The sequence below is a fragment of the Cysteiniphilum sp. GTC20157 genome (assembly GCF_055396795.1).
The window spans coordinates 30,342-46,409 of the sequence record NZ_AP044698.1 but is presented as its reverse complement, the minus strand read 5'-3'; the positions used below and the strand labels follow the sequence as shown (position 1 = coordinate 46,409).

The 16,068-nt window shown below is 43.0% G+C and carries 2 protein-coding genes; one reads left to right on the top strand and one right to left on the bottom strand.

Annotated features, from left to right (window positions below):
• Window positions 1-104: 104 nt before the first annotated feature.
• Window positions 105-1,853, top strand: a complete 1,749-nt coding sequence (locus ACZ5V8_RS00110) for an AAA family ATPase (protein ID WP_464217875.1) — start codon at window positions 105-107, stop codon at window positions 1,851-1,853.
• Between the two features lie 3 nt (window positions 1,854-1,856).
• Here ACZ5V8_RS00110 and ACZ5V8_RS00105 read toward each other — a convergent pair whose 3' ends face one another.
• Window positions 1,857-15,959: a DUF4347 domain-containing protein gene (locus ACZ5V8_RS00105; protein ID WP_464217874.1), complete on the bottom strand. Its 14,103-nt coding sequence runs from the start codon at window positions 15,957-15,959 to the stop codon at window positions 1,857-1,859.
• Window positions 15,960-16,068: the final 109 nt, after the last annotated feature.

Below are 16,068 nucleotides of genomic sequence, written 5' to 3'. Positions count from 1 at the left end.
CATTTCATAATAGCGCCATTAGGCTAAAACCCCATTGTCAATTTTCTTTGAGAAGATTACCATAGAGTCAATTAATCATATTCATTATCCACCTGTAGCGTATTATGGCAAAAATGGCAAAAAAAATTTATATTGGTTCATCCAACTTTGCAGAAATTATTACTCAAGATGGATTGTTTGTTGATAAAAGTTTATTTATTAAAGATATTATCGAAGATAGCAGCAAAGTGATACTGATCACCCGCCCAAGACGCTTTGGTAAAACACTCAATATGTCGATGCTGCACCACTTCTTTGCGGATAAGATTGACTTCACCGACACACAGGGCTTATTCGATCACTTAGCAATTGCCAAAGTCGACAATGGTGCCTATGTAAAGGCACATCAAGGCAAGTATCCGGTGATTTTTGTCAGCTTTAAAGACATTAAGGCACGTAATTTTGAAACTGCACGCGAGCAGCTATCACTACTGATTCGTCATGTTTTTGCTAGCCACAGAGTGCTCTTAAATTCTGATGCTTTAGATACGCTTGATAAGGATATATTCCGTCAGTATTTGCGTTTTGAAATATTGAGCATTTCAGAGATTGATCAAGCGTTAAAAGTATTGAGTGAGCTGCTTGCCAAACATTACCAACAGCGCGTGGTGATCTTATTAGATGAATATGACACCCCTTTAAATGCGGCTTATGTTGAGAACTATATCGAAGACTTAACGCCTTTGATGCGTAATCTAATGAGTAATACCTTTAAAGATAATAATGCATTACATAAGGGTGTGATGACTGGCATCTTACGCGTATCTAAAGACAGCATGCTCTCAGGGCTCAATAACCTGCAGGTTTACACACTCCTTGATGCTAAATATCGCCAGTATTTTGGTTTTACCAATGATGAATTAGATGCGCTATACAGCATACAAAATATGGACAATGACAAAATCAATGCTCAGAAATGGTATAACGGCTACAATTTCGCAGGACTAGAAATCTATAATCCATGGTCAATATTGAATTGTTTAAAGAATGATGGACAGTTTGATGACTACTGGATACATACCTCCAATAACAAGATGATTGAAGACTTGCTATTAAAGTTTCGGCAAGACGTACATCCGGCATTAACTCAACTAATGGAAGGTGAAAATGCTGACGTCATTATCGATCGCCATGTCACCTATGATACCTTATCCTATCAAAGCAGTAGCTTATGGAGCTTGTTGTTGTTTGCTGGTTACTTAACCACTTCAAAAGTCAACACCACCGACGGTGTCATGTATGATGGTATTGTGCGCTTACCGAACATTGAGATTGTGCATTTGCTTAATTATTACTTTAAATTTTGGTTGAATACCCGTTTAGGCGTCCAATACCAGTCCTTTTTAGACAATCTAGTCAATGGTCGTGTTGAGCAGTTTAGTGAGCAACTAAACACCTATATTATTGAAGCATTAAGTGTCCGCGACACCGGTTATACCGCTGAGAAGTTCTATCATGGCTTGGTATTAGGGTTAATCGCCTCATTAAGAGCGACACATATCGTCCACTCTAATCGCGAGTCAGGTGACGGCTTTGCCGATGTGCTACTGTATCCATTAGCCACCAATAAAAACAATACTTTAGGTCTTGTGATGGAATTCAAGCATGCCAAGGATGACTGCGATCATGACACCTTAGCGGCATTAGCTGACAAAGCCTTAGCACAGATTAACCAGAAGCACTACATCACTGAGCTAAAAGCCCAACCCCAAGTCAAAGAGATATTAACACTCGGTTTAGCTTTTAATCGCAATCAAGTTGTTGTCAAGTCATCTACACAACTCCATGATGCTCCGAGATCAAATGAAAAGTAAAAATCAGATTGAATCCTCATTTTTATCAACTTTATCATTCTTTTTAGCAATGGATAACAGCTCCGCCTTAGCCATTTTTACTCGGTAAGCATGCTCTGCATCAGAGTAATCTGCAGTTTCTGCAACAGCCTCAGATCCACCAAATAATTTGGCTTTAAGTCGCGCTAATAACCCAGTGGATTTCTCCTGATTATCAATACGTTGTAAGGCACTACTTCTATTATCCGTCGATTGCATTTGCTCTGAAAATACTTCAGCAACCTCTGGATCGATCTCATTGAGCTCATTAAAGATCTGCACAATATGCGCTTCACTAATTTGCTCCTCTGCAAGAATATTATCAATAACAACCGTTCTTTGGTCATCTTTTGCCTCAAGAATCATTTGTGACAATATCTGGGAAACTTCCACGGTATTGAGACTTGATTCTGTTACCTGACGAATAATGCTTTTAATAACAAGCTCAGGTGTCGCATTCGTATCTGCTGCTGCATCAACCATTCCAGCGGCAATAATACCAACATTACGTGGTGATTCTTGTGCATCAATCGCTTGTCGAACAATCTCTCTGGCGACTTGATCTGCCGTTACGCCGATATTGTTCTCAGCCATTACCGTTGATTTAATATTATTTGCGGCAATTTCTTTTAACACTTCAACCGGCGCCTTAGCAACTAAAGCGTCACTAAAGTTTAACGCTTCTGGGATAACTTTTTCCGTTGCAATCGTGGTATTTGTTGCAGTAGTTAACTGCTCCGTTGCCTCAGTCGCTACTTTACTACCAGCAGATGTCACAATTTGTTGCACGGTTTGACGAGCATCTTGTCCGTTATTATCTGTGACAACATCTGGGGTTTGAATGACTTTCAAGGTAAAGTGATGTTTATCAATCAAAACCCCATTTTGATGGACATCAAGTACCATATCAACTTGACCCGAGAAAGTAGGGTTTGCAACAAATATAATATCAATCTTATTACCATTTAGTACGGTTTCTATTTGACCTTGCTCTGGTGTCACACCCGTTATGCGTGCCTCAACATTATCACTACTTAACAAGCTAGCAATTGTGGCTTTCGTCCCACCTTGAAACTCTGCACTAAACGGAGCATCAATCGTACCAGAACCACTTGCAAACGTCTCCTGATTAAGCGTTATGACTGTGTTTTTAGCAAAGCCTGAAAACGCAGCACTAAAGTCAACAGGTGTGGAGCGATCAGCAATATTGACAGTAGCATTATCAATATTCCCTCCGCCAATACGGTATTCACCTTGCGCATTAGGTTGCACCGCGATGACTGAACGATCTAAATAAACGTTAACCGCAGGCACAGTAATATCTGATTGCGAATCCTTTTGAACATTGATCGTATCACCTGATAGTGTCTGAACTATGAGGCTTTGACCTGCTGTTGTAATCATAGAACCATCAGGCACCTTGACATCATAAACCCCATTATAACCGAAGTCTATGATTGCTAGTCCAGTTGCCGGATCATCTTGGATTGCAACCTGTTCATTTGCCGGAACAGATACAGCAATACCATTAGGTGTAGTGACATTTATCACATCATTATCAACAACAACTTGGGTATTAGCATCACCAATGATATCAACAATGCCATCATTGCCAACATCAAAGTTAATGGTACCATCCGGATTATCGCTAATCGCTATATTTTGGTTTGCAGAAATTTGAACCTCACCATTTTCTGTGTTAACCGTAACTGTACCATCATCATTGTTAATAGCTGTCGAGCCTTGTGGAATAACGGCATCTATACCATCTCCACCAAAGTCAATATTGACACTATCATCAGGATTCGTCGTGATATGTGCGTTCTCATTGTTATTAATCGTGGCATCTGGTGTACCATCACCATCCATGTCAATAGAAATGGTGCCATCATTATTATCCGTCACGGTGACATTATCGTCTTCATTGATCGTTGCATCCATCGTGCCATTACCATCAATATCGATGCCAATAGTGCCATCGGTTTGATCAACGATAGTTGAGCCACTTGGGGCAGTAATCTCCGGTGTTCCATCACCGTCAATGTCTACGATAATCTGACCATTATTCTCTATAATGTTGGCACCAGTATCGTCAGGTAACGTAATAGTGCTACCATCGGTTGTTGTCACCGTTAAAGTACCATCAGAAGCATTATTGGCAATACTGCTGCCTGATGGGACGGTGATATCTGCTGTCCCATCACCATCTAAATCAACGCTGATTTCACCTACATTCGCTGTGCTGATAATGGCATTACTATTGATCGGTATCGTAACACTATCACCATTAGGGTCAGTAATGGTTTGGGTGCCATCACCATTATCAACCACACTTGAGCCGTTGGCTACGGTCACATCATTGAACCCATCATTATCTAAATCAACGTCAAGTGTGCCGGCTGCTCCCTCAGAAACGGTTGCATCACTATTTGCCGGTAAGATCACACTGTCATTATCCGCATCGGTGACAATGATATTGCCACCACCTGCATCGGCTACCGTCATGCCACTACTGATGATCGCATCGGTTGTGCTATCACCGGTTAAATCCACAGCAATCTCAGAACCATCGCTATTGGTAACCGTAACACTATTGCCACCATTATCAGTAATCACCGCACCACTATTAACATCTGTGGTGATTTGCTCGCCACTAGTTAATGTCGTCACAACCTCATCACCATCACTGGCGATGTTTGAACCACTTGGCGCGGTGACATCGGCTGTGCCATCACCATCAGTATCTAAAGAAGTCGTCGTGCCATTATCGGTAATGATCGCTTGTGTCTCTTTAGGGATAGTGAATACACTGCCATCGTTTGTTGTAATCGTTAAGGTATCATCAGGTGCATTATCGACAATACTGCTGTCTGACGGCAGGGTGACATCCGTTGTACCATCACCATCTAAATCAACGCTAATTTCACCTGCACTTGCTGTGCTGATAATGGCATTACTATTGATCGGTATCGTAACACTATCACCATTAGGGTCAGTAATGGTTTGGGTGCCATCGCCGTTATCAACGACACTTGAGCCATTCGGTAAGGTGACATCATTGCTACCATTATTATCTAAATCAACATCAAGTGTGCCGGCTGATCCCTCAGAAATGGTCGCATCGGTATTCAATGGCAACGTCACGCTGTCGCCTTCATTATCTGTAACGGTGTACGTACCATCACCATTATTGGTAAAGTGTGCATCATCAGGGATGACGGCATCAATCGTTCCATCATTATTTGCATCGACAGTGACCGTGTTATTGCCATTATCTGTGATTTGCATATTTTGATTAACGGGTGTCGTATATTGCCCCCCTGCAACCGTCGCTACCGTCACTGTTGTGCCATCGCTCACCATTATTGAACCACTTGGCGCGGTGACATCGGCTGTGCCATCGCCATCGGTGTCTAAAGAAGTCGCAGTACCATTATCAGTAATGATCGCTTGTGTCTCTTTAGGGATGGTGAATACACTGCCATCGTTTGTTGTAATCGTTAAGGTATCATCAGGTGCATTATCGACAATACCGCTGCCTGATGGCACGGTGACATCGTCTGTACCATCACCATCTAAATCAACCGTGATTTCACCTGCGCTTGCTGTGCTGATAATGGCATTGCTATTGATTGGTATCGTCACACTATCATTATTAGGATCGGTAATGGTTTGGGTACCATCGCCATTATCAACCACACTTGAGCCATTCGGTAAGGTGACATCATTGCTACCATTATTATCTAAATCAACGTCAAGTGTGCCGGCTGATCCCTTAGAAATGGTCGCATTGGTATTCAATGGCAACGTCACGCTGTCGCCTTCATTATCTGTAACGGTGTACGTACCATCACCATTATTGGTAAAGTGTGCATCATCAGGGATGACGGCATCAATCGTTCCATCATTATTTGCATCGACAGTGACCGTGTTATTGCCATTATCTGTGATTTGCATATTTTGATTAACGGGTGTCGTATATTGCCCCCCTGCAACCGTCGCTACCGTCACTGTTGTGCCATCGCTCACCATTATTGAACCACTTGGCGCGGTGACATCGGCTGTGCCATCGCCATCGGTGTCTAAAGAAGTCGCAGTACCATTATCAGTAATGATCGCTTGTGTCTCTTTAGGGATGGTGAATACACTGCCATCGTTTGTTGTAATCGTTAAGGTATCATCAGGTGTGTTATCGACAATACCGCTGCCTGATGGCACGGTGACATCGACTGTACCATCACCATCTAAATCAACCGTGATTTCACCTGCACTTGCTGTGCTGATAATGGCATTGCTATTGATTGGTATCGTCACACTATCATTATTAGGATCAGTAATGGTTTGGGTGCCATCGCCATTGTCAACCACACTTGAGCCATTCGGTAAGGTGACATCATTGGACCCATTATTATCTAAATCAACGTCAAGTGTGCCGGCTGCTCCCTCAGAAACGGTTGCATCACTATTTGCCGGTAAGATCACACTGTCATTATCCGCATCGGTGACAATGATATTACCACCAGCGGCATCGGCTACCGTCATGCCACTACTGATGATCGCATCGGTTGTGCCATCACCGGTTAAATCCACAGCAATCTCAGAATCACCGTTATTGGTAACCGTAACACTATTGCCACCATTATCAGTAATCACCGCACCACTATTAACATCTGTGGTGATTTGCTCGCCACCAGCTAATATGGTCACAACCTCATCACCATCACTGACGATGTTTGAACCACTTGGCGCAGTGACATCCGCTGTACCATCAGTATTTAAAGAAGCCGTCGTGCCATCATCGGTAATGATCGCTTGTGTCTCTTTAGGGATAGTGAATACACTGCCATCGTTTGTTGTAATCGTTAAGGTATCATCAGGTGTGTTATCGACAATACCGCTGCCTGATGGCACGGTGACATCGACTGTACCATCACCATCTAAATCAACCGTGATTTCACCTGCACTTGCTGTGCTGATAATGGCATTGCTATTGATTGGTATCGTCACACTATCATTATTAGGATCAGTAATGATTTGGGTACCATCGCCATTATCAACTACACTTGAGCCACTTGGTAAGGTGACATCATTGCTACCATTATTATCTAAATCAACATCAAGTGTGCCGGCTGATCCCTCAGAAATGGTCGCATCGGTATTCAATGGCAACGTCACACTGTCGCCTTCATTATCTGTAACGGTGTAGGTACCATCACCATTATTGGTAAAGTGTGCATCATCAGGGATGACGACATCAATCGTTCCATCATTATTTGCATCGACGGTTACCGTGTTATTGCCATTATCTGTGATTTGCATATTTTGATTAACGGGTGTCGTATATTGACCCCCTGCAACCGTCGCTACCGTCACTGTTGTGCCATCGCTAACCATTATTGAACCACTTGGCGCGGTGACATCGGCTGTGCCATCGCCATCAGTATCTAAAGAAGCCGTCGTGCCATCATCGGTAATGATCGCTTGTGTCTCTTTAGGGATGGTGAATACACTGCCATCGTCTGTTGTAATCGTTACGGTATCATCAGGTGTGTTATCGACAATACCGCTGCCTGATGGCACGGTGACATCGTCTGTACCATCACCATCTAAATCAACCGTGATTTCACCTGCACTTGCTGTGCTGATAATGGCATTGCTATTGATTGGTATCGTAACACTATCACCATTAGGGTCAGTAATGGTTTGGGTGCCATCGCCATTATCAACCACACTTGAGCCATTCGGTAAGGTGACATCATTGGACCCATTATTATCTAAATCAACCTCAAGTGTGCCGGCTGATCCCTCAGAAATGGTTGCATCGGTATTCAATGGCAACGTCACGCTGTCGCCTTCATTATCTGTAACGGTGTAGGTACCATCACCATTATTGGTAAAGTGCGCATCATCAGGGATGACGGCATCAATCGTTCCATCATTATTTGCATCGACAGTTACCGTATTATTGCCATTATCTGTGATTTGCATATTTTGATTAACGGGTGTCGTATACTGACCACCCGCAACCGTCGCTACCGTCACTGTTGTGCCATCGCTGACCATCGTTGAACCACTTGGTGCGGTGACATCGGCTGTGCCATCGCCATCAGTATCTAAAGAAGTCGCAGTGCCATTATCAGTAATGATCGCTTGTGTCTCTTTAGGGATGGTGAATACACTGCCATCGTCTGTTGTAATCGTTAAGGTGTCATCAGGTGTATTATCGACAATACCGCTGCCTGATGGCACGGTGACATCGACTGTACCATCACCATCTAAATCAACCGTGATTTCACCTGCACTTGCTGTGCTGATAATGGCATTGCTATTGATTGGTATCGTCACACTATCATTATTAGGATCGGTAATGGTTTGGGTGCCATCGCCATTGTCAACCACACTTGAGCCATTCGGTAAGGTGACATCATTGCTACCATTATTATCTAAATCAACGTCAAGTGTGCCGGCTGATCCCTCAGAAATGGTCGCATTGGTATTCAATGGCAACGTCACACTGTCGCCTTCATTATCTGTAATGGTGTACGTACCATCACCATTATTGGTAAAGTGCGCATCATCAGGGATGACGACATCAATCGTTCCATCATTATTTGCATCGACAGTGACCGTGTTATTACCATTATCTGTGATTTGCATATTTTGATTAACGGGTGTTGTATATTGCCCCCCTGCAACCGTCGCTACCGTCACTGTTGTGCCATCGCTAACCATCGTTGAACCACTTGGTGCGGTGACATCGGCTGTGCCATCGCCATCAGTATCTAAAGAAGTCGCAGTGCCATCATCAGTAATGATCGCTTGTGTCTCTTTAGGGATGGTGAATACACTGCCATCGTTTGTTGTAATCGTTACGGTATCATCAGGTGTGTTATCGACAATACCGCTGCCTGATGGCACGGTGACATCGACTGTCCCATCACCATCTAAATCAACCGTGATTTCACCTGCATTCGCTGTGCTGATAATGGCATTACTATTGATCGGTATCGTAACACTATCACCATTAGGATCAGTAATGGTTTGGGTACCATCGCCGTTATCAACCACACTTGAGCCATTCGGTAAGGTGACATCATTGGTACCATTATTATCTAAATCAACGTCAAGTGTGCCGGCTGATCCCTCAGAAATGGTTGCATCGGTATTCAATGGCAACGTCACACTGTCGCCTTCATTATCTGTAACGGTGTAGGTACCATCACCATTATTGGTAAAGTGCGCATCATCAGGGATGACGGCATCAATCGTTCCATCATTATTTGCATCGACAGTTACCGTATTATTGCCATTATCTGTGATTTGCATATTTTGATTAACTGGCGTCGTATACTGACCACCCGCAACCGTCGCTAACGTCACTGTTGTGCCATCGCTCACCATTATTGAACCACTTGGCGCGGTGACATCGGCTGTGCCATTGCCATCAGTATCTAAAGAAGTCGTCGTGCCATCATCAGTAATGATCGCTTGTGTCTCTTTAGGGATGGTGAATACACTGCCATCGTTTGTTGTAATCGTTACGGTATCATCAGGTGTATTATCGACAATACCGCTGCCTGATGACACGGTGACATCGACTGTACCATCACCATCTAAATCAACCGTGATTTCACCTGCACTTGCTGTGCTGATAATGGCATTGCTATTGATTGGTATCGTAACACTATCACCATTAGGGTCAGTAATGGTTTGGGTGCCATCGCCATTATCAACCACACTTGAGCCATTCGGTAAGGTGACATCATTGGACCCATTATTATCTAAATCAACCTCAAGTGTGCCGGCTGATCCCTTAGAAATGGTTGCATCGGTATTCAATGGCAACGTCACGCTGTCGCCTTCATTATCTGTAACGGTGTAGGTACCATCACCATTATTGGTAAAGTGCGCATCATCAGGGATGACGGCATCAATCGTTCCATCATTATTTGCATCGACAGTGACCGTATTATTGCCATTATCTGTGATTTGCATATTTTGATTAACTGGCGTCGTATACTGACCACCCGCAACCGTCGCTACCGTCACTGTTGTGCCATCGCTGACCATCGTTGAACCACTTGGTGCGGTGACATCGGCTGTGCCATCGCCATCAGTATCTAAAGAAGTCGCAGTGCCATTATCAGTAATGATCGCTTGTGTCTCTTTAGGGATGGTGAATACACTGCCATCGTCTGTTGTAATCGTTAAGGTGTCATCAGGTGTATTATCGACAATACCGCTGCCTGATGGCACGGTGACATCGACTGTACCATCACCATCTAAATCAACCGTGATTTCACCTGCACTTGCTGTGCTGATAATGGCATTGCTATTGATTGGTATCGTCACACTATCATTATTAGGATCGGTAATGGTTTGGGTGCCATCGCCATTGTCAACCACACTTGAGCCATTCGGTAAGGTGACATCATTGCTACCATTATTATCTAAATCAACGTCAAGTGTGCCGGCTGATCCCTCAGAAATGGTCGCATTGGTATTCAATGGCAACGTCACACTGTCGCCTTCATTATCTGTAATGGTGTACGTACCATCACCATTATTGGTAAAGTGCGCATCATCAGGGATGACGGCATCAATCGTTCCATCATTATTTGCATCGACAGTGACCGTATTATTGCCATTATCTGTGATTTGCATATTTTGATTAACGGGTGTCGTATACTGACCCCCTGCAACCGTCATTACCGCCACTGTTGTGCCATCGCTCACCATCGTTGAACCACTTGGTGCGGTGACATCGGCTGTGCCATCGCCATCAGTATCTAAAGAAGCCGTCGTGCCATTATCAGTAATGATCGCTTGTGTCTCTTTAGGGATGGTGAATACACTGCCATCGTTTGTTGTAATCGTTAAGGTATCATCAGGTGTGTTATCGACAATACCGCTGCCTGATGGCACGGTGACATCGACTGTACCATCACCATCTAAATCAACCGTGATTTCACCTGCACTTGCTGTGCTGATAATGGCATTGCTATTGATTGGTATCGTCACACTATCATTATTAGGATCGGTAATCGTTTGGGTGCCATCGCCATTGTCAACCACACTTGAGCCATTCGGTAAGGTGACATCATTGGACCCATTATTATCTAAATCAACGTCAAGTGTGCCGGCTGATCCCTTAGAAAGGGTCGCATCGGTATTCAATGGCAACGTCACGCTGTCGCCTTCATTATCTGTAACGGTGTAGGTACCATCACCATTATTGGTAAAGTGCGCATCATCAGGGATGACGACATCAATCGTTCCATCATTATTTGCATCGACAGTGACCGTGTTATTACCATTATCTGTGATTTGCATATTTTGATTAACTGACGTCGTATATTGCCCCCCTGCAACCGTCGCTACCGTCACTGTTGTGCCATCACTGACCATCGTTGAACCACTTGGTGCGGTGACATCTAATGTCCCATCACCATCTGAGTCTAATGTAGCAATTGCCCCATCATCCGTCACACTGGCATTGGCATTAAAAGAAACGGTGACTTCACTTACAAGACTACCATCACCATTTGGATCTGTTGTGATCGTTATCTCTGAGTCATCCGTATTAATATTTGCAAGCGTTGATCCACTAGGCACGGTTACATCAATGCCATCACCATTATTTGCATCAATATTGAATGTACCAATCGGTGATTCAGTGACAATAACTGGATCATCACCAGAATCTAAAAAAGGTAAAGTCAATGTACTGCTATTACTGCTGGTTATCGTATAGTCGCTACCGTTGTTAACAAATGTGCTACCTGGTTCTAATAGCGCATCTATCACGCCATTATCGTCGGCATCAATGGGTACCAAACCTGATAAATTAGCAACCAAGGGTGTTTCGCTACTGAGTATATTTTCATTAGTACCCGCGCCATCAAGATAACTTGCCCTGACCGAGATGGCATGACCTGCATCATCTGCCGTTAACGTATAGGTTTCTGACGTTGCACCTGTAATGTCAACACCATCACGCAACCATTGATAAGTAATATCACCAACAATACCATCATCATCGCTAATCGTATTGGATGCTGTTAATATCTGTGCTTGTTGATAAGTCCCTGATATTGTGACGTCACCTGTAGGTCCATCATTGGTGGCGTTTATAGTAATCGTCAGCTCCGCTTCACTTGCATCAGCGCCAGAGCCGTCTTGCTGACTAAATCTTAACGTATCTGTACCACTATAATTACTATTAGGCTGATAGACCAAGGTTGCCAAGGTGGCATTTATCTCACTAATATTAGTCCCATTGATGGTAACCGAAGACGTTCCATTATTGGCAACAGTTATACTTCCCTGCTCGGTCATGGTTAGCACACCATTGTCAACACTTAGGCTGACAGCAGTAATACTATGTTCAGCAGGTCCTGTCGCCTCATCGACATCACTGACAGAGAGATCCGTAATCGCTAAAGATGTATCCTCATCCATAGTAAAAGAAAATGTGCCGATATACCTCATGGCAAAGTCATTAGCTGCTAGCACCTCTATATTAATAATATCGGTATCAGTTTTTGCGCCACCTGCACCGCTATTGCCTAAGTCATCTGTTGTGATTGTTAAGGTGGCAGTACCGTTATAATTTACATTAGGTGCATAAGCCATGCCATCTAAAGCGCTATTGATATTGCTTTGCGTACCACGAATATGAATGACATTTTGGTTATTGGCAGTACCATTTATATAAGTAAGCCCTGTTTCTTGTGACAGTGTTAAGACTCCTTCAGTCACTATTAATAAAACTTCTAACAATGCGCCACCTTGATCAACATCCATAATCGATATTTTGTTGTCTCCATTGCCCCAAAAGTCATCATTTTGATCAAAAATAAGCGGATTATCCTCTGTCACCATTTGAGTGGCAGTTGGTATATTATTTACTGGCGCATCATTCACTGCCTGATAATCCAACACTATTGATTTAGATATCTCAAGCATACCACCCGAGCCTGTTTGCCCGAGATCGCTAACACGCACATTGACATAGACACTATCTGTATAATTTGGGCTATCTGGATCATTAGGATTTCTATAAGCTCTTAGCGTCTGTAAAGTAGCATTAACATCAGCAATTGGGCCTTTAAATAATAAACTATTAGTATTATTACCTAATATTGAAGATAAATTTGCCGTTTGCGTCACCTCAAAATAAATTTTTCCCTGTCCATCAGACACTCTTACTTCAAGTTCCGTTGCATCAACATCACCAACGGTAATCGCATTTCCATTGGCATCATTAAATAAAACATCATCACCTTCATTGACTAGCTGAGTTCCAGGGACGCTTAGCGTTGGTGCATCATTGACAGGGTTAACAGTAACATCAATTGTCTTCTCTGTAGTTAAGGTACCACCAGCACCTGCTTCACCGAGATCACTCACTGAAATAATGATTGTAAAATTGGTATTATTGTCTTCATAACCTGGCGCCATATAGGCTTCTAATGTTTCTAGCGCATTATTAACATCACTAATTGCTCCACTAAACTGTAGATACCAAGTATCATTAACAAAGGCACCCAGTCCTGTGGTATCGTTTATTTTAAATTTAACCTTACCTTGTAAATCACCAAGTGCGGTCATTGTTACCTGCAATTGTGTTGCCTCAACATCATCAACCGTAATACTTCTACCATGCGCTGCACCAAATAATATATTATCACCTTCATCTATCGTAATCGCTGATGTTTCAAGTGTTAAAGTAGGTGCATCATTGACCGACTCAACATCAATCGTCATGGTATAGCTACTGGCTGAATCCACCGTGCCATCGTTGACACTAAAGTCAAAGGCATCATACGCAGCGCCGTGGGTATGCTCTAGCGGTGTAAATGTCAATAAATTATTGGCAATATCAGCCGCGCTAATTACTTGGTCTAAGGTGACATCATTACCATTTAATTTTAAATTACCGACGCTTTCTAAAGCGGTGATTTTGATACTTGCTAATGGATCATTATCAGCATCGTTAAAGTTAAAATCTGCAATTTGGAAGGTATATACATTATCCTCATTCAATGTAACACTGGCGTTGCTCGCAGTAGGCGGCGTATTTTGTCCAGCTAAATAGACCTCAACCCTCCCATTATAAGAATTCGGGCCATCACTCGCAGATATCGCAACATGTGAGCCATCGGCACTTAGAGCAACAGATTGACCCAAGTAATCATCATCACCATTACCCTGAATAAAATTCTCTACCTGCTCTAGAGACCTATTACCCTGACCATCATCAACCAATTTATAGAGAGCGGCTTGACCAATATCATTACCATATTCCGCCTGACCAACAACCAACATCTGACCATTACTGCTAAGCGCAATGGCCTGACCAAATCCAACATTACCAGTACCATATTCTCTATCTCCAAATTGCTGCCAATTATTGCCATCGAAATAGTGAACTTCTACATAACCACTATTATTCTGAAGATTACCCGTTCCAAAGGCAATACGCGTACCATCAGCACTAATATCTACCGATGCCCCTGCTTGCGCACCAACAGTGTTACCGAAAAAAGTCTCCTCAAGTTGCCATATACTATCACTCAACTCATAAACTTCAACCATGCCGGACTGAACCGGTTGAAAGTCTGCGCTTTCAAGATAGCTACCAATGACTAAACGTGACCCGCTATCATCCAAAGCAATTGCTTGACCAAATCCATAGCTATTGTCATTATCGTGAATTTCTTGTCCATAAAGAGACCAATCACCATTGTCATACTGATAGACCCTAACGTGATAATCTGTTATATCATCTATTTGTGTAAGACCGATAGCAACATAATTACCATTGGCAGTTATCGCGAGATTATTGCCAGTATATCCTAGAGATTGTTCCTCGCCATTTACCAACGGGATATTAAGCTCATTCCCGTGTTGCGACCAACTGGCACCATCCCAATGGTATACCTTAAAACCAAGAAAAGTTTCATTGTCGCCCAAAACTGCTAAATAGTCACCATCAGAACTAAACTCTAGCGCATTGACAGTAGCTCCAAAATCTATGGTATGCTCCGGAGCCCAGTTGCCGCTTACTTCTTCGAATGCATAAATTTTGACATCGTTAAACCCTGATCGAGTTGCAAATTTTGATCCATCATCATTCATGGCAACATCGCCACCTATCTGCGGTGGACCGGTAACATCCGCACCAACTTGTATTAAATCTAAACGGTCTTGATAGCTATCGAAATCAACAATCTCTCCTTGCTCAACGGCAACATCCACCTCCAAAATACTATCCCCACCTAAATGCTTACCCCCTGTAATATCATCTGATGCGGCAATATCGGCAGAAGTCATTGCTTTTAGCTGATCGACAAAGGCTTGTCCTTCATTACCTTCGGCGACATTACAACCATAAAACAGAATATCGCCTGTATCGGTTAACGCTTGCCCCCATTGTTGTAATTGTGCTTGATAATCCGTGAGATTGCTGGCATTAAGGTTAACATCACCTAATTGTAATTGCGCAGTATCACCATGCGAGACAATATGAATGGCACTTAAGTCTTGATATTTTTGTAAAATCTCGGCAATGGCATCGATGCCATTGTCATCACTTAAGATCACCTCAATAGATGCATCACGAGATATGCTTTCAATAATTACATGCGGATCTTTAACCCGTGCATCAATGATTACTACTTCTTTATAACGGCTATAGTCCGTCTCATACGAAGCAGCATCAGCTTCAATCGCAGCCAGCAAACTATCGGTTGCATAGGCGTTGTCATTATCATTAATCGCACTTAAGACATACGCTTGCTCATCTTGAGAGACACCATCGGCTAAATCAACCGTTTCAATGGCGGCGCCATCGAACATAAAGCGCGGTTCAAGCTCTTGCAACAGCGAGGGTTGCGCTTGATTGAGATAATCTTGTTTAGCTTGTTCTAACTTCGCCGCTTTGCTTTGTGGAGATTTCTTCAATGATTGCATACGCTGAAATATCGAGGGCTTAGGGTTGTTTGATTGCGTATTGACAATGCCTGAATTGGCATCCCCGTTAGATAACTGCTTTCTGATGACTTGGTAGAGCTGCTTAATCATGGCGATCACCTTTTTACTTTCATTTTAGCGTTTACCAGCCCTTGGGTATTTAATCTACTGTCTACTGCGAGGGCTTATGATATCTATAAGGCTTTAAATCCACAGGAAC

Bases quoted from the DNA above. Each gene is read 5' to 3' on its own strand.
- ACZ5V8_RS00110 (WP_464217875.1), top strand. From the start codon at position 105: ATGGCAAAAATGGCAAAAAAAATTTATATTGGTTCATCCAACTTTGCA.
- ACZ5V8_RS00105 (WP_464217874.1), bottom strand. From the start codon at position 15,959: ATGATTAAGCAGCTCTACCAAGTCATCAGAAAGCAGTTATCTAACGGG.